The sequence below is a fragment of the Sphingobacterium sp. JB170 genome (genome assembly GCF_900163865.1).
Taxonomy (GTDB): Bacteria; Bacteroidota; Bacteroidia; order Sphingobacteriales; family Sphingobacteriaceae; genus Sphingobacterium.
In genome coordinates, this window is record NZ_FUKU01000013.1 from 495,525 (window position 1) to 519,311 (window position 23,787).

15 protein-coding genes are annotated in these 23,787 nt (G+C 40.8%); 6 read left to right on the top strand and 9 right to left on the bottom strand.

The window, feature by feature from the left end:
* The first annotated feature begins 170 nt into the window (after positions 1-170).
* Positions 171-545 (top strand): nuclear transport factor 2 family protein, encoded by a 375-nt coding sequence (locus FM107_RS03675; RefSeq protein ID WP_086947150.1) that lies wholly within the window; start codon positions 171-173, stop codon positions 543-545.
* A gap of 437 nt (positions 546-982) precedes the next feature.
* Complete coding sequence (locus FM107_RS03680) at positions 983-2,353, top strand: Gfo/Idh/MocA family protein (RefSeq protein WP_086947151.1); 1,371 nt, start codon at positions 983-985, stop codon at positions 2,351-2,353.
* 274 nt (positions 2,354-2,627) lie between these two features.
* On the opposite strand, the gene FM107_RS03685 is transcribed toward FM107_RS03680, so the two are convergent.
* From FM107_RS03685 to FM107_RS03710, 6 genes are all read right to left on the bottom strand, one after another.
* Positions 2,628-3,287: an ABC transporter ATP-binding protein gene (locus tag FM107_RS03685; protein WP_086947152.1), complete on the bottom strand. Its 660-nt coding sequence runs from the start codon at positions 3,285-3,287 to the stop codon at positions 2,628-2,630.
* 159 nt (positions 3,288-3,446) lie between these two features.
* Positions 3,447-5,852: an ABC transporter permease gene (locus FM107_RS03690; protein WP_086947153.1), complete on the bottom strand. Its 2,406-nt coding sequence runs from the start codon at positions 5,850-5,852 to the stop codon at positions 3,447-3,449.
* A gap of 115 nt (positions 5,853-5,967) precedes the next feature.
* Positions 5,968-8,328: an ABC transporter permease gene (locus tag FM107_RS03695; RefSeq protein WP_086947154.1), complete on the bottom strand. Its 2,361-nt coding sequence runs from the start codon at positions 8,326-8,328 to the stop codon at positions 5,968-5,970.
* Positions 8,329-8,440: 112 nt separating this feature from the next.
* Positions 8,441-9,121, bottom strand: coding sequence for an ABC transporter ATP-binding protein (locus FM107_RS03700; protein WP_086947155.1), 681 nt, complete (start codon positions 9,119-9,121; stop codon positions 8,441-8,443).
* 39 nt (positions 9,122-9,160) lie between these two features.
* Positions 9,161-11,557 (bottom strand): ABC transporter permease, encoded by a 2,397-nt coding sequence (locus FM107_RS03705; RefSeq protein ID WP_086947156.1) that lies wholly within the window; start codon positions 11,555-11,557, stop codon positions 9,161-9,163.
* Between the two features lie 88 nt (positions 11,558-11,645).
* Positions 11,646-12,899, bottom strand: coding sequence for an efflux RND transporter periplasmic adaptor subunit (locus FM107_RS03710; RefSeq protein ID WP_086947157.1), 1,254 nt, complete (start codon positions 12,897-12,899; stop codon positions 11,646-11,648).
* Between the two features lie 406 nt (positions 12,900-13,305).
* Here FM107_RS03710 and FM107_RS03715 point away from each other — a divergent pair, with 406 nt between their 5' ends.
* From FM107_RS03715 to FM107_RS03725, 3 genes are read left to right on the top strand one after another with little or no spacing between them, the layout of a single operon-like run.
* Positions 13,306-14,613 carry a TolC family protein gene (locus FM107_RS03715; protein WP_086947158.1) on the top strand — a complete coding sequence of 436 codons (1,308 nt, stop codon included), beginning with the start codon at positions 13,306-13,308 and terminating at the stop codon, positions 14,611-14,613.
* A 14-nt stretch (positions 14,614-14,627) separates the two neighbouring features.
* A complete protein-coding gene (locus tag FM107_RS03720; RefSeq protein ID WP_086947206.1) occupies positions 14,628-15,980 on the top strand; it encodes a sigma-54 dependent transcriptional regulator in 1,353 nt (450 codons plus the stop codon).
* Between the two features lie 48 nt (positions 15,981-16,028).
* Positions 16,029-17,303, top strand: coding sequence for a PAS domain-containing sensor histidine kinase (locus FM107_RS03725; protein WP_179204393.1), 1,275 nt, complete (start codon positions 16,029-16,031; stop codon positions 17,301-17,303).
* A gap of 15 nt (positions 17,304-17,318) precedes the next feature.
* Here the strand turns inward: FM107_RS03725 and FM107_RS03730 are convergent, their stop codons facing one another.
* Entirely contained in the window at positions 17,319-18,110 is a 792-nt protein-coding gene (locus FM107_RS03730) for an NIPSNAP family protein (RefSeq protein ID WP_086947160.1), read from the bottom strand.
* Positions 18,111-18,363: 253 nt separating this feature from the next.
* Between FM107_RS03730 and FM107_RS03735 the strand changes: the two genes are divergently transcribed.
* A complete protein-coding gene (locus tag FM107_RS03735; RefSeq protein ID WP_143559420.1) occupies positions 18,364-18,606 on the top strand; it encodes a hypothetical protein in 243 nt (80 codons plus the stop codon).
* 60 nt (positions 18,607-18,666) lie between these two features.
* Here FM107_RS03735 and FM107_RS03740 read toward each other — a convergent pair whose 3' ends face one another.
* Together FM107_RS03740 and FM107_RS03745 are read right to left on the bottom strand one after the other, a co-directional pair.
* Positions 18,667-20,364: a RagB/SusD family nutrient uptake outer membrane protein gene (locus tag FM107_RS03740; protein ID WP_086947162.1), complete on the bottom strand. Its 1,698-nt coding sequence runs from the start codon at positions 20,362-20,364 to the stop codon at positions 18,667-18,669.
* A gap of 26 nt (positions 20,365-20,390) precedes the next feature.
* Complete coding sequence (locus FM107_RS03745) at positions 20,391-23,663, bottom strand: TonB-dependent receptor (RefSeq protein ID WP_086947163.1); 3,273 nt, start codon at positions 23,661-23,663, stop codon at positions 20,391-20,393.
* Positions 23,664-23,787: the final 124 nt, after the last annotated feature.

Consider the following 23,787-nt stretch of genomic DNA (forward strand, 5'->3'; position numbering starts at 1 on the left):
AGATTGGCATTTGTCCTTACATTAAATTTACATTGCAAAGATGCGTTGGCGTAAATCCCTCTAATTGTAAAAAGTCGTTTTTCTTATACCGATATAGCTAATTAATCAGTTTGTTATATAAATTTGTACCACATGAATAATCTCCATTTGGTGGCAAACATATATAGATTATGGATAATACAATAACAGAAAACAACATTCTAGAACAGGAAAACAAACTTTATAGCGCAATGAAAGAAGGCAATGTACCGTTGCTTGACGAATTGCTGCACAATGATCTGTTGTTTATCCTCCCAAGCGGGGAAGTAATAACTAAGGAAATCGATCTTGATACCTATCGTGACGGGACATTGAAGGTTGACGAGCTTCTTCCAAAAATCGAAAGCCTAAACATTATCGATGATATGGCGGTTATTACATTGACAATGAAATTGAAGGGAAAATTTAATACCGTACCATTTGAAGCTGACTATCGCTATATCAGGTTTTGGAAAAAATTCGATAAAGGCATTAAAGTGGTAGGTGGAAGCGGTATAGCAATTTGACCCATATAATGACAGCTACAATTTTTAAATTATACTGTCTGAAAAATTAAATAAATATACCTGCCAAAAAGCTTAACATTGTGTCGATACCATGCTTTCATCAAGGTATAATTTGGTTTTTCTCACAATTTGAATTTACTCTTTGTTAAATGAATGTTATTCGGATTTAAATCGTTTTGGTACGGACTGTCTTTTAGTTGATTTAATCGCTTCAAATCTCCCAAAAAGAATTCGAGTTTGTGTCAGTAAGTTCACGCGGGAAACCAGCGTGCTACAGAAATTAACATCTTGGTTTTTTTATTTTTGGCGAACATCTGACAAACGATCTACCCGACATCGTATAATGAACTGACTTTCTTCTATAGTGCCGGCCTTTCCATTTAACTTCACAAACTCACATTTAATCTGTATATTTAGGTAATCCAAACCATATACCTATGAGTGAAAACCATCTCACGTCAAGAAGGAGCTTTATACTTACTGTTGCAGGAGCTGCAATCGGAGCTCCATTTGTTTTAAATTCAGTATTTGCCTCGGTTCCGGCAAAAAAAATACGCCATGCTTGTATCGGTGTTGGTGGTATGGGCGGATACGACTTGAAGAATTTTAAATCGCATTCGGACGTTGAAATTGTTGCTTTATGTGATGTCGATGAGAATCATTTGAAGAAGGCTGGTGAGATAGTGCCAGGAGCGAGATTATATACAGACTGGCGAGAATTGCTCAAAAAAGAGGGAAACAACATTGATTCTGTTAATGTAACTGTACCGGATCATAACCATTTTGTAATTGCAATGGGAGCGATCGCGCTTGGTAAAAATGTATATTGTCAAAAACCCATGTGCCACGATGTTGCTGAGGTTAGAACACTCACGCAAGCAGCCGTAAAAAAAGGTGTTGTTACTCAGCTAGGCACTCAAATTGCCTCCTCAGTAGGCGACCGTACTGCTGTTCAATGGATCAAGGAAGGGCATATTGGAAAAGTTAAGCATGTTTATTTATGTTCAAACCGGTCAGGTATTGACGGATACCGATTGGAAGGCCCTCGTCCAGCTAATGCAGAAACCGTGCCTGCGACTTTAGATTGGGATAAGTGGTTGGGAACAGCGCCGGAACGTGCATTTGCATCGAATATTTATCATCCCGGGATTTGGCGTACTTGGCAGGACTTTGGAACAGGCTGGTCAGGAGATATCGGATGCCATATTTTCGATGCGGTTTGGAAAGGCCTAGACTTAAATGCGCCCTTGACTGTAAAAGCAGAAGTGCAGCAATCTTGGAAAGACTCAACCGAGCGCCGAGAAGATACTTGGCCACAAGGAAATCATATTACTTGGAGCTTTCCAGGAAATGAGCGGATCGAAGGGGATGTTTTACCTTTAGAATGGTTTGATGGCGAATTCTATCCGCCAACAGAGGTACAAGCATTATTCAAAAATGATGAAAAATATCCAGAGGAAGCAGCGATGTTGATTGGTACCGAAGGAGCTTTGCTTATTCCACATGGAGGAACTCCAGTTCTATTGCCAGAGAGTAAATTCGGGAAAGATAAATACCCTAAGCTGGAAGATAGGAATCATTATCACCAGTTTGTAGAAGGCTGTTTGGGCAGAACAAAACCTGAATCGCACTTTGCGCAATCTGGTCCGATGACCGAAGCTATTCTATTGGGAACAGTGGCGATCCGGGTGCCTAATACTTTATTAGAATGGGATTCAGCAAAAATGAAATTTCCAATGAATCCTGAAGCTGACAAATATTTACGGAGGACTTATCGAAAAGGTTGGGAAGTGAAGGAGTTTGGATAGCAACCTTTTCTAACTATGCAAACGTGTTCTTCCCTATAAAATATTAGTTGAAGCTTCGTAATTAATTGGCGTTCCCCGTCAGGCACCACCTCTATAATAACTGATCAGTTAAATACTTTAAATACAACCGTGTCGTGTTTTGGCATTCTATAAAATTTGCTGTAGATATTAAATAAAAGGGACAATATCTTTAGTATTGTCAGATGATGCACGTGAAATAATGATATCCTTCAACTTCCAGCATTTTACTGTTCGCTATCACCGTTCATCTTTATTATTTTACCTGACCATCCAGCATATTGAGGATGCGATGTCCGTATTCCGCATTTTTTCCCGAATGTGTCACTTGGATAATTGTTACCCCATCTTGGTTGAGTTGTTTGAACAGTTCCATAATCTCTTCTCCCTGCTTGGAATTTAGATTACCTGTCGGCTCGTCTGCTAGTAACAATTTTGGTGACCCTGCAAGTGCGCGAGCAATGCCCACAACTTGTTGCTGGCCTCCCGATAATTGTGACGGGAATAGGTCTTTCTTTCCTACAATATTAAAGCGGTCGAGGAGATCCGACACGATACTCTTACGCTCTGAAGAGGAAAATTTTTTGTAGATCAACGGAGTTTCAATGTTTTCGTAAACTGTTAATTCGTCAATAAGATGGTACGCCTGAAACACATATCCAATATGAGATTGGAACAGTTGAGATCTCTTTTTAGACTTCATTTTGAGAATATTCTCATCTAAGAAGAAATAATTGCCTTCGTCTGGCTCATCTAACATGCCGATAACATTCAATAACGTCGACTTTCCTGAGCCAGAGGGCCCCATGATGGAAACAAAATCACCCTCTGCTATTTCTACATTAATATCCTTTAAAACAAAGGATCGTGCACCTCCAACATTGTACCACTTGAAAATATGTTCTAATTTTATCATAGTTTTTTTTCAATCAGCGAACAGATATTTGTTCTCCGATTTTACGTTGTTAATTCTAATTTACATTTTTTAGTTTACTTGACTCCTTTTTGCTTACTGAGAATAGTCTTCCTCGGAGAACAAAATTATCTTATTTTACTAGGTTTAACTGAACCTCTTCTACTCATCCCGCAAACTATCCACGGGATTAGCTGTGGCCGCTCTTAACGAATGGTAGAACATTGTTGCGAATGCAATCAACAAGGTCGCTACTGCCGGGATGGTGAATATCCACCAGCTCAGTTCAATTTTAAATGCAAAGTTTACGAGCCATTCATTGATTGCCCACCACGCAATGGGTGTAGCAATTAAAATGGAAATAGTCACAAGCTTTAAATATTCGAACGAGAGTAATTTGACGATTTTACTTACAGAGCTGCCTAAAACTTTGCGGATCCCCACCTCTTTCGTCCGCTGGTTAATACTAATTGTGACAAGACCGATCAGGCCAAGGCAGCTTAGTAAAATTGTGATTCCAGACGAGAGGTTGATTATATTGGAGAGCCGGTAATCACTTTCATAAAATTCTTTCATTTGGTCATCAAAGAATTTGTATTCCATGACATTCTTTGGGTATATTTTTTTCCATTCACTTTCAAGATTAGAAATTGCGTCCGTCCATTCGGCGGTATTACGAGATAGCTTAATATTTATTACGCGTAAATCATTTCTCTGATTTGATGTTAATATGGATAATGGTTCGAAACCATGGTGCAAGGTCGTGTTATTAAAATCACTGATAACCCCGACGATGGTTCTCGGCTTCTCCATGATGGTGAGTGTTTGTCCAATAGCTTCTTTCGGATGTTTGATCCCGAACGATTCAATAGCCGTTTTCGTCACAATAATGCCACTGGCACTGTCGGTAAGGACTAAATTTCTGCCTGCTAATAATTTGAAATTGTAAAGATCTAGGTATTTATCATCGGCGAACTTAACTGCCGTCTGAATATTAATGCTTCCAGTATCGGTTGACATGGTGAGGGTATTTCCGAAATATTCAGAACTCATAGGCATGTGGCCTAGAGCTACCGATTGGATTTCCTTATATTTATTTAAGGATTCTTTCAACAATGCAGGACTATTATCTATCTTTTTTTCCGGTAGAAAAGGAAGATCGACTGTAATGATGCCATTATGGTTAAATCCCAGATCCTTCTTTAGCATATACCGAATCTGAAAACCCATTAGCACGGTCGAAATAACAAATATTTGTGCTATTACAAATTGAAAGACGATCAGCACTTTTCTCAGCGGGATGCTGCCCAACTTTAATCTAGCTCCACTTTTCATTTTGATAACGTCCGCAATCTGAACTTTATTAATCAGAAATGCGGGGTATATACTTGTTGCCAAAGTGAGGGTAACGACTAAAAGAATTAGAAAGACCGCTACAGGCAATGCATCGGAATATTTGTTAATGTCCTCGGGCAAGTAACTACTGAAAAGGTTTTCAAATACTTTAATTAAAGGCCATGAAACAAGTAAGGCCGTGCATGAAATGGTCAATGTTTCCGTCAAAAAGCTTATTAAAACGTTTCGGGGTTGCTCGCCTAATGTTTTGCGAATCCCAATTTCTTTTGCCCTAATGGGCACTTGTGCTGTTGTTAAATTAACATAATTAATACAAGCTAATACAAGTAGAAAAAAACCTATCCCAATCAGGCCGTATAATATGTTTTTCTCGACGCTTCCGTGAATACCTCGCTGAAAGTGAAGACCATCTAATGGAGCCAGCCCAAACCCTTGTTTTATATTGTAGGTACTATTCATTTCGGCGTTCATCTCGTTAATTTTTTTGTCTAACAAGGTGATGAAAGTTCGCTCGGCCTTTTTATTATTAAGTTTGACAAAAAGCTTGTGGTTCGATGTCACCATACCCCAGTTATCACTCCGCTGGTCTTCGGATGAGAGCGGCATGAACTCTTTTGCCGTGAAGCTTGTTGTTTTTTCCAAATCTTTAATAACTCCAGTAACCGAATAGCTCACAGTATCATAGCGTACGGTTTTACCGATTATATCTCGAGGATTTAGATCCGGAAAATAAACTTTTGCCCGAGACTCTGTCAATACCACCTCGTGAGGGTTTACAAAGACAGACTCTTTATTTCCAGCTAACCACGTATAGGGAACCAAGGAAAAATAATCTTTATACGTACCTATAATTTGCTCGCGATTGGTGACTTCTTTCTCTTTTCCAGGTCGCTCTAACACTTTTATTTTGTTAAAATAATACGTGTAAGAGGGCGCCACCAACTCCACATCCGCAATATTTTCTTTGACATATCTGGCTACAGGGACACGTACTCCGTCAAACATATTTGATCGCCCCTCGTCGATTGAAGTACTGTAGACTTTAAAAATCATTTCTTTATCGGGATGACCTTTGTCGAAACTGTACTCATAATTAACGATTCTAAATATAATCCAACAAGCGCTAATACCTATTGCTAAACCAAGGATATTTAGAATGGTAAATAATCTGTTTTGCCATAGTCTTCTAAAAATTAAATTTATTCTTTTCATTGAATAACTATTTATAAATAGGAATTTTATTATTTGACGGAATCATTATCTGTTCGGCTGGTTATTGCATGTTTTTTTGAATTGAACGAGATGATTACGTTCTCTAAGGTCAATGCTACTCATCCCTCAAACTTTTCACCGGATTAGCTAATGCCGCCTTTATGGACTGAAAGCTTACTGTAGCTAACGTTATGGCGATTGCTAATACCGCAGTGAGGACAAATATGTCCATACTAATGTTTATACGATAAGCATAGCCCGAAAGATATTTATACATTGCCCAGTAGGCAACAGGAAACGCGATTAAGCAGGATATACATATGAGAATGACGAACTCCTTCGAAAGCATTTTGGTAACCGAAAGTACCGAAGCACCGAGAACTTTGCGCACGCCAATCTCTTTGGTCCTATTCTCGGCCATATACGCTGCAAGACTAAATAAACCAAGACATGAAATAAAGATCGTGAGTCCAGCGAAGACGGTTACCAACGTGCCTGTTCTTTCGGTCTCGTCGAATTTTTTGGCATATTCCTCGTCGATAAAGTGATAGTCAAAAGGATAATTTGGGTTGAACCGTTTGAATATCTCTTCGGATCTGCTCAAGGCCTCTTTGGTACTTAGTGCTGGATTAAAGCGGATGTGAATGGTATTCATCCAGCGACTTGCCCCTTCGATAACAGTTGGCAGCACCGACCGGAAAGGGGATTCTTGAATGAAATCTTCAACAATCCCTATAATGAGGAACCGATCTTCACCATCGTTAAAATAATTTCCGACCGGATCTTTATAGCCCATCGTTCTCGCGGCTGTTTCATTGATTATCGCCGACATGGAATCAGTAGGGAATTTTTTTAAATCAAAATCCCTCCCCTGAATTAATTTTAAACCAACCGTTTCTACAATGTTATCATCTGCCGATTGCCGGTTAAATTCAACGATGCTGTTGGGGTCTTTACCATCCCAACTAAACCCGTTCCAGCCACTCCATCGCTCTGTAATTGGTGACATGGTTCTGCTAACCGATGCGGCAATTCCGCTGTCCATTAAAGCTTGTTTTATTAACTCGATATTGTTTTTAATATCGCCCGATTCAGCGACGTAGATAATGTTTTCTTTATGGTACCCGGGATCCCGATCCTGAACATATTCTAGTTGCTGCCGAATCACTAGGGTGCTAATAATTAGGACTACGGCTACAACAAACTGGGTTACCACAAGAGCTTTTCGAGGATTAAACTTTTGTTGAGTCTGTACATACTTTCCTTTTAAAACCTTAATAGGTTGGAACGAAGACAGAAAGAAGGCTGGATAGCTTCCCGCTAATAAACCTGTCAAAAGGATAAAGCCAATAAATGAAAGCCAAAATTGTACGTCACCAATAGGAATAGATAAATCTCTTCCAATTAGATTACTATACGAAGGTAAGAGCAGTGCCACCATCATGATTGCTATTATACCCGAGACGAATGCAAGTAACATTGATTCGGAAAGGAACAGCCAGATTAAAGTTGATTTATGTGCTCCTATTACCTTACGAATTCCGACCTCTTTTGCCCTTTTCTCACTCTGGGCAGTACTTAGGTTCATAAAGTTTATACAGGCAATTAGTAATATAAATACGGCAATAATGATAAACACTCGGACCATTTCAATTTTTCCACCTACAGCTACACCATTCTTATAATCGTCATATAAGTATTGTCTGTTGATTTGTTTGAGGAAGTTTTCGGTTCTCAGTTCTGAATGTTTTTTTGTGATCCCCTTAATTTTTTGTTGTACGACCTCCAAATTAACTTGCGGATCTAATTCGACATATAACTGCACTGAGCTGTTGCTCCAGTTTTCATCAGAGTAGCCCATCTTTTCCATAAGCGTCCATGGTAGAAAATATTCCGACTCTGCAAATCTACTATTGGATGGAATATCCATTAAAACCGCCGACACCGTCACGGATTCCGAACTATCGATCTTTATGGTTTTGCCAATAACATCCGTCGAACCAAAAAGTGATATTGCTAGTCCTTTAGTCAGAACAATATTCGAAGGCGCCTGTAAAGAAGTCTTAGCATTACCCGCTAACACGGGTAATTCAAACATGTTTAAAAAGGTGGAATCAACGAAGCTCCCAAATCCAGCAACAATTTTTTTATCTCCAATAGTAAATAGAAATCCCTTAGCTGCTGACCGGCGGCTGACCACGTTAATTTCCGGAATCTCATTTTTCACGACCTTTGCCAGTGGTTTTGGCGTAGAGAACCAGACAGACAGGCCTTCATCAGAAGGCTCTACAGATCCGACCCCATATAGTTGATCTGCTTTGGGGTATATTTTATCAAAACTCAGTTGCGAATTCACCCATAGTAGAATCAATATCGCCGCGGCCATACCAATCGCCAAACCGATAATATTGATCGAAGCATATCCTTTGTTCTTTTTAAGACTTCGGTATGCAATTTTAAAATAATTCTTAATCATGGTAATTTTTTGGTGTGTAAATCAGCAACCGGAGGATTTTCTGATTGATCATTATCAGTTAGTTCCTTGTAGTTTCGATTTGCTTAATAATTTTTTGATTAGATTCTATTGGTTAAAGTACCGTCGCTGTTTCCAAAATAACCTGCCCGTCTAACATTCTGATTACCCGATCGGAAAACTTTGCATCATGCTCCGAGTGGGTAACCATGACTATCGTTGTTCCGGCTTCATTCAACTCGGTAAGCAACTGCATTACCTCGTTCCCATTACTAGAATCGAGGTTCCCGGTCGGCTCATCAGCAAGGATTAATTTCGGATTGTTTACAACAGCACGTGCTACTGCCACACGTTGCTGCTGACCCCCAGAAAGTTGTTGTGGGAAGTGATTGCGGCGGTGCATAATTTGTACCTTTTCCAATACTTCCTCGACACGTCGTTTGCGTTCGGCAGCTGGTACATTCGTATAAACTAGCGGAAGCTCCACGTTTTCGAAGACGGTCAACTCATCGATAAGGTTGAAGCTCTGGAAAACAAAACCTATGTTATGCTTACGTAAATCAGAACGTTTGCTCTCTTTGAATTTGGCAACCTCTATGTTGTTAAAAAGATAGCTTCCTTCATCTAAATCATCTAAAAGACCGATTATATTTAGTAACGTAGATTTCCCACAGCCTGACGGCCCCATTACCGCTACAAATTCTCCTTCCTTGACATGAATATTCACGTCATTCAGCGCAACCGTTTCCACCTCCTCGGTGCGGTAAAATTTTTGAAGATTGGATATTTTTATCATGTTGTTTTCTTTAAAATTTGGTGCAATGTTTATAATTAATTATTCGTTTCTCAAGATGTTTACTGGGTTTGTTTTTGCCGCCTTGATAGATATCCTGGCGGCAGTCAAAAAGACCAAAATTATTGTTACGACTCCCGATAATATAAAAATCCACCCGTCTACGGGTGTTCGATACACGTAATTTTCTAACCATTTTGAAACGATAAGCCATGCGACCGGAAAAGCGACAAGTATTGCTATGAAAACAGGTGCCATATACTCTTTAACAATTAATAAGACGATGCTATTTACTGAAGCCCCTAAAGTTTTCCGTATTCCAATTTCTTTAAGTTTGGTCTCGGTCGTAAAAACAATTAGACCTGCTAGGCCCATACAGGACAATAGAATAGCAAGTACTGAAAAAATCGTCACTAATTGTGCGCTTACAATATCTTCTTTGTACAATCGATCAAAAGCATCATCTAAGAAAAAATAGTTAAACTCTGTTTCAGGATTATATTTTGACCAGAGTTTTTCTACGGCTTCAATTGCAATATCGGCTTTATCTGGGGCCGTTCTTACATACATTCCACCTAAAGCAAATCCCATTCCCATAAAGAGGATACAGGGTTTGATCTCTGTCTTTAAATCATTGAAATTAAAATCCTTTGTGATACCTGTAATTGTAAATTTCCGTTGGTGGAAATCAATCGTTTTTCCAATTGGGTTTTTTATTCCCATTTCTTTTATGGCAGTTTCATTTAGTATGACGTGGTTGCTGTCTGCGGCAGTACCGGTAAAACCTATTCCTTGGTTAAGGGGAATATCCATGACTTCTGTAAAGTTCCGGTCTATACTTACTTGGGTAATAAAAAAATTTATCTGATCGATAGATTTTCCTTCCCAATTGATGTCCGCTGTTTCCGACCCGAAGTTACTTAAATCGCTACTTGCCGCAGTAACGCCTAGGATTCCAGGTTGTTTCTCTAACTCGTCGCGAATTGCATCGTAGCGCGCGAGAAAATTTTTTTGTTCGAATAAGAAGACATTTTCCTTGTCGTAGCCAAGATCCATTTTCCGCATAAAATGCAATTGTCTTCCAAATGTTATTGTCGATATTATCAGAACGACAGTAAAGGAAAACTGTAATACAACTAGGAGTTTTCTTAGGTTATTTTTATTACCAAAAGAAGTTGTGTTTGTTTGGAATAGGCTTGTAGGTTTATTACGAGAGAAAAGAATTGCCGGGTAAATACCTGCAAAAACAAATGTGGTGAAAAATGTAATCGCAAATATTAAATAGATGTTCTTTGATCGAAGATCCATCGTCAAATTTTTCCCTGACAAATCGTTGAAAAGAGGTATGAATAGATAGGCCAAAACAATTGCAATTAGCAACGCGATGAGAAAGATAGTGCCAGATTCTGCTACATATTGAAAAAATAGATCTGTTTTTTTTGCGCCAGCTATTTTCCGAAGAGTTATCTCTTTCCGTCTTTTTGTTGTTTTTGCCGTTACTAAATTGACATAGTTCACACTGGCGATCAAAAGGATGGCCAATCCTATTCCACAGAATGTATAGATTAATTGCATGCCTTTATCTTTTCCGGTGGGACTATAGAGATTCACATCGGATATTGGTTGTAAAAAGTAACTGAAATTCCGATATAACCCTTCGTTTGCAGCTGTACCATCGACATCCTGAAATCTCTTTTTCTGCATGTTGGTTAATTGATTTGATACCGCCTGTGGATCGGAATCTTTACTTAATAGAAAATAAACTTGATATTGAAAATTTCCCCATTGCATGTCAAAATCGTTCCCCCGGATGTTTTTTAGTAAGGCGATTGGTAATATAAAATCTCCATTTAGAGAGCTGTTTTCTGGAAAGTTGTCGATGACACCGGAAACCACAAACGGTTCTGTTTTTGTTTGCAGAATCCAATCGAGCTGTAGTTCAATGGTTTGACCTAATGGGTCTTGGGTGCCAAAATATTTATCTGCCAGTGATTTCGTAATAACAATAGATCTATGCGAAGAGAAGGGTTTTTCCGTGTCTATAAACTTTGATGGAAGATCGAATAAGTTAAAAAAGGAATTGTCCGCATAGATCCCACTTTCATCGTATCTTAACTGACCATTGCTAAACGCTATTTTAGCGGATTTGAAAATTCGACAAGCGTCTTCAATTGCCGGAATCTCTGTTTTCCCAATTGTTGCAATAGGTGCGGGTACTGTGTAATTGAACTTTTCACTATGCTTATCGAATTGTGCAGTGGCCTGATATGTTCTGCTGTACTTGCTGAATGCCGTATTGAAGCTTAGCTCGTCATTAATCCACAAAGAAATTAGTATTACAGAGGCTAAGCTTATACTCAAGCCCACGATGTGTAATAGCGAAGATTTTTTGTCGCTCGTTACAGCGCGGAGTCCAAATTTGATGTAACTTTTTAGCATTTCAATGGTACTTAATTAAAGGGAGTATATAGCCCTTATTTACGTTTACGTATATTTTCGTCAGACTTCGGCCAGACCGAATTTTAAGCTATTTCCGTATCTTGAGTTCCTGAATCTTATCGTACGTTTCATAACTCGACACGACCACTCTATCTCCCGGCTTCAAACCTTTTAACACCTCAAAATATTCGGGATTTTGTCGCCCCACCTGAATCTCTGTTCGGTAGGCTATATTACCATCTTTATTCAGCATAAAGATCCAATTTCCGGCTGTTTGTTGGTAGAAGCCTCCCTTTGCTAATAAGACCGCTTTGGTCTGATCACTTAAGGCTAAACGAATGGTTAATGTCTGCCCTCGACGGATGGTCTGTGGACGCTCGCCGATGAATTCCATATCAACCTGGAACCGACCATCTTTCACTTGGGTATACACTTTTTTTATTTTTAAATCGTAGGCTTTGTTTCCAATGCTAAATGAACCTCGTAAATCAGGGAAGATGCGGTTAATATAATGCTCATCAATTTCTGCCCGCACTTTGAAGCCTGTTAAAACATCGATCTGTCCTAAACGCTCGCCCGGGCTTTTGTTCTGTCCAATCTCCGCATCAAATGAAGTTAACTGACCATCTACCGGTGCGCGCAGAATTAGGTCGCCAACCTTTTTGCGCATTAATTCCAAGGCATTCTGTGTACGTTTATATGTTTCACGATCCTGATTCAATTTCTGATTTGTAGACACCTCATCTTGTTGTAAGATCTGTTTGGTCAGGTTGATACGCTCTTTCTGATAGTTATATTCATTTAATGATTTTTGATATTCCTGCGAACCAATCGCCTTTTCATCCAGCAATCGCTGATTGAGGCTGTAAATTCGTTCTGCTTCTTTAAATGCCTGCTCCACGTCGGCCATTTGATTTCTGTTGTTAATGGATACCTGTTGGGCATTGGTTTGTGCAATCTGAGCCTGTGTCAATAAATTTAAAACCTCCGTTTCTTGCTGGATTAAACTGAGCTCCATATCCGTATTGGAAAGGCGCATGATTGGATCGTCCTTTTTAAGTTGGGCGCCATCTTCAACGTATTTTTCCTCGACACGCCCACCAACCGAGGCGTCCAGATAAATACTGCTAATGGGCAATACCGAACCGTTAATGGGAATAAATTCCTGAAAGGCACCTTCCTTAACCTCGTAGATCGAAAGGCGTTCAGCGTCTACGTTTAATCTTCTGTTTCCGCTAGTATAATAATAACTAGCACCAATCAAGGCTATTATGCCTACGATTCCGACCAATGTCAATATTCTTTTTGTATTCCACTTGTTTTGTTTAATCGGTCTGTCCATTTACGTCAATATTCAAATTTGAATAATCTATATATAAGTGTGTGCCAGTTTTTTAATAAACTGATAAATAGCTTCTTGCGGATCGCTGCTCGGGGGGGACTGTTCGAAAGCGAACAGTAAATGTGCGTTGGTGAACAAACGTATAAATCACATGCCGCAGACCAGCGAAAATGTACGCATTTTTTCGTAGCTATTCTCTATAATACGCAACGAACACCGTCTCGTCTATTCTTAAATAGGGCTATATTCTCATTTTAAGGAGCAATTTTACTTGTGGTGTTCATAAGTGAACAGTAGGCTGTTCGGCTTCGAACAACTTGAAAAATAGTGAAAGATTAATTATTTGATAATCACTGTTTTATTTGTTTGGCACAACCTGTGAAATGCGGAATGAAATAGTTGTTAAATGAAATGTAATTTACTTTGTGTCGTTTATTTAGTTTGTTGTATAGTTAGTTTGGCAAAAGGACAGGATGGCCTCCTGTCTTTAGCCGACTGCGTCAAGCAAGCGATCCAAAATAATCCGACTCTAAAAAGAGAGGAACTGAATGTCGAGCGCTTCGAACTTACACATAAACAAGCTAAATACGATCGATTACCTTCTATAAACGGAAGTGTTTCGCACAATATTTCGCAGGGGAAAACCATTAACCCGACGACCAACCAATTTATAGATAACAATAATAGTTCGGGAGGCCAATCGCTCAGCCTAGATGTTCCGATCTTTAATGGTTTTTATATCCTTCACAACATACGTATGAAGTCCAATGCGCTCGATGCTGGCAAGTTGGAATATGAGGGTGCAATTAACGATTTGAAATTAGACGTTATCGAGGCATACGTAAAAGTGTTAACTGCGCAAGATATGCTAAAACAGACGGAAGGGCAGTTAGCTGTAACAACTGAACAGCTGCATAGAAATGAGATCCTTAATAATGAGGGAGCGACCAACCCCGGAGATTTTTACGATATTAAAGGACAATATAGCAGCGACCGGAATAGCGTAGAGCTAACGCGGCAAACATTGCATAATGCACGCGTTACACTGGCGGAATTAATGAACGTGCCCGTACAAAGTGTGGGGGAATTGCAATCAATAGATATTCCGTCGAACATTGCTGCTCGTGATGCTGAGTCTTTATTTGAGCAGTCAATGATAGCCTTGCCCCAATATAAAGCACTGGATTGGCGAATCAAAGAAATGCAGACCGGAGTGAAGGTCGTAAAATCCGAGCTGTGGCCTAGTCTTTCGCTAAATGGGGGCATGAACTCAAATTATAGCAAAGGAGAGGGAGCGGTATTTACTCAAATTAAGAATAACCTGAGCAAAGGCGTCGGTATAACACTATCTGTACCAATTTTTAATCAGTTTAGGAACCGCACCCAAGTGAAACTGGCACAGGTGTCGTTGAACGAAGCGGAGCTGAACAAAGAAATTTTCACGAATCTTCTGCGAACGAAAACAGCGCAGGCAGTGTTTGATCTAGATATTTCCCAGAAAAACGTGATAAACCTACGGGATCAAGAAGCAAGTTATGCGGAGGCCTTTCGTATAGCTACGGTTCACTTTGAATCGGGAAATAGTAACTCAGTTATTTATTTAACGGCCAAGAATAAATTGGACGCCACCCGTAGTCAACTAATAATTAGTCAATACGAGTGGTTAATGCAAAAATATGTGAATGATTATTATGTAGGATCCTTAGATTTATGAGTAACTTCGTTCAAATGAAAAAAGCGACCATACTAGTTGTTGATGACGATCAGGATTTATTAATTGCCACACGAATTTTATTAAGACCTAATGTTAAGGAAGTGTTGGTAGAACATAATCCGGAGCGATTGATGAATACCCTAGAGAGGAATTCAATCGATATCGTCATGCTGGATATGAATTATAAAAGCGCAATGAACACGGGTAATGAAGGGTTATTTTGGCTGTCAAAAATAAAGTCCAAATTTCCGAGAATTAACGTCATCATGATCACGGCATATGGTGCAGTAGATTTAGCCGTTAAATCCTTAAAACAAGGCGCTTCAGATTTTATAGTTAAACCTTGGCAAAATGAACAGCTCGTTAATGTACTAAGAAATATATATGCGGAAAATAGTCCGAAGCAAAAAACACCTTCGGATTTTAATTTGCGAGAGCAGAACGGTATCATTGGCCAATCTGCAATTATGGAAGATCTACAGTATAAGCTAGACAAAGTTGCACCAACGGAGGCAAACATCCTTGTTTTGGGAGAGAACGGAACAGGAAAGGACCTCGTTGCAAATGCCATACACCAGCGTTCAACACGATCAAAAGAATCTTTTGTGAAGGTCGATGTCGGCGCATTAACCGAAACTTTATTTGAGAGCGAACTGTTTGGTTATAAAAAGGGAGCGTTTACCGATGCGCGTGAGGATAGAAAAGGACGATTTGAACATGCGGATAACGGAACCTTATTTCTGGATGAAATTGGTAATATTACGCTGCAACAACAAGCCAAGTTATTGAGCGTATTACAAAATAGATCAGTTGTGCCTTTGGGGTCAAATCAATCTGTTCCTGTTGATATTCGTTTGATTACTGCAACGAATGTCGCTTTGAGCGCCTTAGCCGATGAAACGCGGTTTCGTAAAGACTTGATATATCGTATTAATACACTCGAGATCCAGGTTCCAGCGTTACGTGAGCGTGCTGAGGATATCCCTTTGCTGGCAAATCATTTCTTGAAGATCTATAATGCTAAATACCATAAGGATATCATAGGTATGGAGCCGAGTGCGTTAGCAAAGCTAAAAGGTTACCATTTCCCCGGCAATGTTCGTGAATTACAATATAGTATAGAGCGAGCGGTAATTATGTCTGAACATTTGACGATTCATGCGGATGATATCTTGTTTTCACCCATAGAACGCCAATCACCGAGCCCGTTGGGGGCTGACGTTTCTTCGCACAACTTGGAAGAAATGGAACGTAAAGCGATTAAATTGGCCGTCGAACGTTATAATGGAAATATCAGTAAGGCAGCCAAAGAATTAGGCCTAACACGTGCAGCACTGTACCGTAGACTGGAGAAATATAATCTTTAACCTATGACTCGTCACGCCGTAACAGATTTCTTCAAAATGTTGTTGTTAATGGCATTTGCAGTAGGTGTTGCTTTTTTGGTATTCAAAGGATATTATCTATACGCGGGGCTTGCTTTTATCTTTTCGGTACTAATGGGCTTTCGCTGGTTTTCTATTCAAAGGTTACTCCTAAAGCAAATAGTAGAATTTTCAGAGGCGGTAAAGTATCGTGATTTCACACGTCGATTTAAAGTGAAGCGCCGCAAATCTGTAGAGGGGCAGATGTATTCTGCTTTCAACCAAATTAATGAGGTATATAAGAATATTAGTATCGATCAAGCTTTACAACAGCAGTATCTAGATAAGGTAATCAACATGTTAGATACTGCGATAATATTCTATCACGCAGATTCAGGCAAAATTGTATGGTTGAATGACGCTTTTAAAGACTTGTTTCAAGTTCCTCATCTGGGTAATATCGTGGGGCTGCAGAAAAGACACCCCGACCTTTACGAGAAAACGCTGCAACTGCAGGTTGGAAAGCATCAGATGGAAACCGTTCATTCCAGCAAAGGAAAGATAAAGCTATTTATGCAGAGTTCGGGATTTGAAACCCAAGAGGGCGCTTTCCGGATAATTGTCTATCAGAATATTAATGAAGCAATTGATGAAACTGAGACTAGAGCATGGCACAAATTATTGAGAGTGCTGACACATGAAATCATGAACTCCATTGCTCCGATTAGCTCCTTAGCTGAAACGCTGCATGAACGACTGGAACATTGGGAAGCAGAGAAAGATATAGAGGATTTAAAAGTGGGAATCTTCACGATACGACGTCGAAGTGAAGGGTTATTGCAGTTTGCTAAAAGTTATAGATTGATAAATAAGGTCGACCAACCGCAATTGTCGGAAATTCTGGTGGTACAGCTGTTTGAGAATATATATAAACTTTTAGAACCAAACTTGATACAGAAAAATATTGATGTTGATATTATTATTAAGAATACCAGGTTGGTTCTTCTTGCGGATATTAACCTTTTGGAGCAGATACTCATCAATTTGCTCCTGAATGCAATCGAAGCGGTGAAGGAAGTTAAAAGTCCTTATATTAGTCTGTCAGCCATCGACGGGAAGGACCATATTCAATTAAAAATACAAGACAATGGAGTTGGGATGTCCACAGAGATTCAGGAGCAAATATTTACACCCTTCTTTACCACTAAGAAGACTGGAACGGGTGTTGGTCTGACTTTAAGCAAGCAAATTATGTTATTGCATGGCGGAAATATCTTTGTTGATAGTCAAGAAGGCACCGGTAGTATATTCACGCTTCAATTCTAGACATGAAGAGCGTGATCAGAAATCAGAGTACGAAGTTGGAGCACAAAGTATAGTAACATTTTTAGACACGTTGTTTTGGTATTGTGGTAATTCGTCCATCGCCTTATACGGTGGACCGAAAGCTTTCCAATGCGCTTCGCGATCTGCCATATTTTCAAAACAAGTTAAGTACATCAAGTTGGGCATAGTACTTCCAGCAATCACCTGACCGTAAAAAACGGCATTGAAATTAAGATTGCTAAAAATGTCTATTTCGCCATTATTAAACATGCTGATTTTGTTGGCCGATAGCTTCTCGGTCGGGCCTTCGTAGCTCCGTAATTCATAGACGCGCAGACTCTTGTCCGAACTTAACTTCGGAATGGACAAATCAGGCATTCCTTGAAAAGCCTTCATTAAAATTGATTCGATTCTGGAGAATGGCGGCTCATTGTGCGGTGCGTCTAAATAGGGCTTGCCTTTTTCGATATATTGGGCATCCTTTAAGATCTCCACGTCTAGATTTGCGAATTTCTTCAATTCGTTGGCCGTGGACAGTACATATATGAGCTTATCGCTCTCTTTTTTGTTGTCCAGCGGTTTAAAAACTCCAATCTGCTTGAAACCCAACCGGTGCATGGCCGGAATATACGCTTGGGCTAAAAATTGGTCAATTGCCTTCTCTTGATTAGGTGTTTGAAAATGATATACTTTGAGCTGGAAATAAGACGGTTTCTGACCCGCTTGTACAAAAGGGCTTCCGCCGATTAATAGCATTAATAAAAGTATTCCTATACGAGCTGTCAAATGGTTGATTAATTTTTTCATTTTTAAAATGGACTAAAGTTGAGGTCCTACATGCCTTTATCTGGCGTTTAGTAAATATAACACTTTTTTGTTAATTAATTCCGTGCACCTTATTGTTGGGGATAGTTTTCGGTGTTTGTACGGCGTTTATCGATTATGCAATTTACGGGAGCGCATGTTGTTTTTTCGATAATATTTATATTCGCTATCAAAATATATTTTCAATGGGTCAATAGTCTTGTTATTTATATACTGCACGAAAAAGGAGCTTCTTTTGCAAGCTTTTTGTCTATTTAGCATCACGGAAAATGCGCAGCTACATAAACCTAATATCGTTTTTATTCTAGCCGACGATCTTTCTGTCGATCCTGGTGAAAGCAGTCCAATTGAGAATCCCTCGTTGATCCGGGAGCTTATTAAACTGATCGACAAGGAACATAAAGAAGCGCGCTGTTTCCACTACGCGAGGCTTCGTAGGGGAAAACGTTCGGGCGTACAACTGATATTAATCGACTAAAAATAGAATGGGGTAATCGGATTTCCGATTACCCCATTCTGGACGGGTCTAGCTTAAAAGCTAATTTTGTTTTAACACGCCGTTGCTGCGGTCGATTTCCGCCTGAGGAATAGGCCAGTATTCATCCTTTTCGCTAAAAGTCAAACCTTTGTACGAAGGTAGGAAGCCTCCTTCGAATGTAGAGTAGGACTCTATGGTCTCTTTTGCGATACCCCAGCGTACCAAATCAAAAAATCGATGCCCTTCTAAAGCGAGCTCAAGGCGACGTTCGAATCGCACTGCATCTTTTGCATATTCTGCATTCGGGAACGAAGCGTATGGTTCTACCGTGTAGTCTGCTGCATTTGCTCCATCGGCCGTTTTCTTCGGTGCAAGGTTTGCAGCACGCTTACGTACATCGTTTACGAGCTCCATTGCGCCCGATAAGTTTCCTGCTTCTACCTCACACTCGGCAGCCATCAGCCAGACATCCGCTAAACGGATGATGTTGACGTCGAGTCCGGTTACATATTTCTCCCCTGGGGCAGTTTCGTTCGCAAATTGTGATTGGGGAACCATCGTTTTAATCCCTACAAAGGGGCCTGCATAGTTCGCATCGCGAATCCATCCATTACCCGGCATAATACCGTAGTCTAGGTATGAAACGCCGCGACGTCCCACGGTGTAGTCCAATCGTGGATCGAATTTTAGCTGTACATCCAACTCGTACGAGTTGTCTGCCTTGCCAAGATCTGAGGTATAAGGGTCTTCTCTATATTCACCATTTAAAAAAGGTAATCCATTTGCATCAACGCGGTAGGCGTTGACAAGGTCAATAGACGGTTGGTAAAATCCACAACATCCAACCGGTGAACTTCCATACAATCCTGAAAGCATATCGCCAACGTTTGCGTTATCGGAAGAACCATTGTCATTTATAGCATGCTTGGATGCCATAACTACTTCAGGGCCGTTTTCCTGGGTCACATCGAAGTTATTCCAAAAAGGCATAGCGACAAGATCTTTGCCAGCCATGACTTGCTTGAAGAGTACTAAGGCTTCCGGAAATTTCTGTTGGTACAGGTAGAGCTTTCCCAGATAAGCCTGGGCAGTTGCTTTGTCCATTCTGCCGTATTCCTCATTAATTTTTGTTTCAGGCAAGTTCTCGATAGCGAATTTAAGATCCTCTTCAACAAACGGTAGTATATCCTGGTCGTTGGGAATTGTTTGCGCCTCCTCGGTGGTCATTTCTTCGGTAATCAGCGGTACATTTCTGAAAACGCGCCACAGATAAAAGTAGTAATGGGCACGTAGCATTCTTGATTCGGCCTGTATCTCAATTGCGCGGTCGGCAGAAACCTCTTGTGCTCCAGTCTGATCGGCATTCAAGAGTTTGAGCGTGTTGTTACAACGAAGGACACCCTCGAAATATACCTGCCACATTGTACTTAAATTATCGTTCGTACTGATTGTTCCATAAGCCTCAATCTCATTCATTGGCGTCTGGTCGGTTAATTCGGACCCTTTATGTGCGTTGTCTGAGGCAAGTTCGCCGAAAACCCATTGACTAGGCGCGGAGCCATAGTGACCCCAAGTCCCACTTATGTTTCCATTGAGGATGCTGTATGCTCCGATTAACGCTCCTTCTACACCATCGGAATTACCCACCTGTGGTTCAGCGAGCTCTCCTTGTGGTAATTTCTGTAAGAATTCTTTTCCACAGGAGCTTGCTAATAGCATTCCTGCACCTAAAAGAATCATTAATTTATTTCGTATCATGTTAGTTCTTTTTAATTTATAAGCGATTAAAAACCGAGATTAAGACCAAATGTATATTGGCGTGCTTGTGGATATGCGCCAAAGTCAACACCTAAGGCTGGATAGTCTGACGGTGTTGCCGTAATCTCCGGATCCAGACCTTCATATTTGGTGATCGTAAACAAATTGGTTACACCAAAGTATACCCTAAACTTGTTAAACGTACTGTTTTCTCCAAATAATTTAGTAGTCGGAATGTTATAACCAATTTGTAGATTTTTTAGCTTTAGAAAGCTACCATCTTGTATGTAATACGATGACGTCGCATATTCTAAAGGATTCGTTTTATCGTTCGGGTTGGCAAGTGAAGGTACATCGCTTCCGGTATTTGTTTCACTCCATGAGTTTAACAACCTTGTGCTTTTTTGCCCTTTGAATACCCCGAAATCGGTGAAATAGCGCGTAGCCTCGTATAGATCGTTGCCCTGGGATCCGTAGAAAAAGAGCGATAGATCGAAGTTTTTGTATGCCGCGTTTACGTTTAACGAGTACACAAAATCTGGATGCGGACTTCCAATAATTGTTCTGTCTTCTGGAGTGATTTCACCATCTCCGTTAATGTCCGTATATTTTAGGCCTCCTCGTCTCGCATTTTCGTACGAGGCGGAATTTTGAATATCTTCTGCGCTCTGGAATATTCCGTCAACTTGGTAACCATAAAAAGAGCCCACCGGATCTCCTTTTCTTAACAGGGAAGTTTCCATACTTCTAAATACGCCATAGTTTACTTGGGTGATGGATGGAGTAAGGGCGACCACTTCGTTAACGTAACGGGAGATATTAGCCGCTAGGTCTAAGGTGAAAGGTTTTTCTTGGCGACGACCATAATGGTAGCCTAAAGACAGCTCGACGCCACTGTTACGCATGTCCCCAACGTTTTGGTAAGGCGGTATCGCGCGGCCAGAAGCAGCAGCAGGTAGCGGTACACGGAAGAGCATGTCGGTTGTCTTTTTATCAAACCAATCAAAAGATCCGTCGAAGTCACCATTAAACAATGTGAAGTCAACACCAATATTTAACGCCTTTACCTGTTCCCATTTGATGTCTGGGTTGGCGTAGTTCTTCTGCCAGATACCATTGACAACCCCTTCATTAATTGGGTAGGACGACTCTGTTAACGAAGCCAAATAGCGATTTAGGAATTGCGAGCTAGGAATTCGCTGATTACCAGTAACACCATAACCGGCTCTTAATTTCAAGTCAGTTAACCAGTCTGCATCTTGGGCAAACTCTTCTTCAGAAATACGCCAAGCACCACTCACACCCGGGAATACGCCATAAAGGTTCTCCTCACCAAAATTCGAGGAACCGTCACGACGGAGGGTTAGACTTAATAAGTAACGGTCTTTGAAAGCGTAGTCTGCTTTCCCCATGATCGAGAACATTGTGCCTATAGAACCGACACCACTATTATTGAAATTCGAACTGCCGGAATTCAAATAAAGATAATCCAGGCTGTTCATGATGAAATAGCCGTTTCTAGAGCCGCTAATCTCGCGATTACGATTTTTGATAGCTTCGGTACCGACCATCACATTTAAACTATGATCCTCACCAAGTTTTGGTTTGTAGTTTAAGGTGTTAGTCCAGGTCCACTCGGTCGTATAGCCGTGGTATTCACTCATTCCATTATTGAAGTTCCCTTCCGAAAATTCAGGGTTAGGATACGTATAGCTTACGCCGTTGTAGTTATCGTACCGAAGCCCATAACTCGTGCGAAGCGTCAGGCCATCAATAATATCGTACTCTGCAAAAGCATTTCCAAAGAAGGTATTGTTGCGATTTATGTTGTCCTTTTGACGATAAGCCATGGCGACCGGGTTTTCCCCGTTCCCTAAGCCATTTCCAAACGATCCAGCAAAGTTGCCGCCCTCATCGTATACAGGAATGATATTCTGTATACGGTAAGCAAAACCTAGAACCGACCCCTCTCCGATGTAGTTTCCGGCGGTGTTCGTGTTCACACCCAGACCGTACCCCTCGGAATACGTGTAGGACATGTTTTCCCCGAACCGGAGCTTGTTGTTGAATGCTTTAAATTGGGTATTGGTGCGCACGCTATAACGCCGGAAGCCGGTATGGATCATGGTACCTTTTTGGTCCAAATAACCACCCGAAAAGGCGTATGTCGCTTTGTCTGTACCGCCGTTTGCTGCAAGTTGATACGATTGTATTGGCGCGGTTTCGGTAAGCTCGTCGAACCAGTTGGTACCAGCCTTGTTTGCCTTTGTAATTTGGTAGAACGACGCCCTGTCTTTTGCGTTATAATTATACTTACTCATGTCAATATCATCCGGGGTGATATCCCAGTTCGTTTTTGATCCGGCGAGTAAGTAATCTTGTAGTGCTAAATTGGTGCCGTTGAATTGATTGTCATAATCTAGAATTTGTTGCGGCGTGAGCATCTTTGGAAACGCTTCGCTTTTGGGTACGGCAGCGCCAGCGTAGGCATCGAAAGTGATGTTTGTTGGTCCTACGGCACCCGATTTGGTTGTTACGATGATTACACCGTTGTTCGCCCGTGACCCGTAGATCGATGCCGCTGAAGCATCTTTCAAAACCTGCATACTCTCGATGTCATTCTGATTTAACCAGCTTAGTTTGCCTTCATAAGGCACACCGTCGATAATATAAAGAGGCTCGTTGTTATTAATGGTCGAATAACCCCGGATCCGAATTTGAGGCGTGGAGCCTGGGGCGCCGTCATTGACAATCTGTACCCCTGTTGCGCGCCCTTGCAGGGCTTCAACAGCACTGGCTGCAGGCTGTGATTTAAGTTCGGCGACATCCACGACCGCAACGGCGCCGGTAAGGTCCTTCTTACGCTGGGTTCCGTAACCCGTCACAAGAACTTCTTCAAGGCTACTGTTGTCTTCGTTGAGCGATATAGCAATCTCTTGTGTCGTTTGTACAACGGTGTATCGTTGGGTGGCGAATCCGATGTAGGTGATTTCAAGGACGTCGTTTGCGTTTGCTGGGATTTCGAAATTTCCGGTTTCGTCGGTTTGCGTGGAAACAGATTTTCCTACCACGCTAATGGTGGCGCCAATTATCGGTTCGCCATTCGTCTGATTTAGGATTTTACCTTTTACTGGTGTTTGTAACGCATGTAGTGGGTGCGTTGTGCGCTTATTCCATAATGTGTTTTCTGAGGCCCCGGCAGTGCTCATGGTGAGCATACCCATGGAGATCAGAAGCCCATTTCGAAGCAGCCTCTTAGGGGAGAGGGAGATGCTATGGAATTTTTGTGGTCTTCCCATAATTGTTTGTGTTTAAATTGTTTAAATAGTTTTAGTGGTCGAATTTTTTACCATAAGTAGCCGTAGGAGATTACAAAGAATGTAGTTCCAACCGGCATTAGCCGAATGATTATTGCGCTTGATG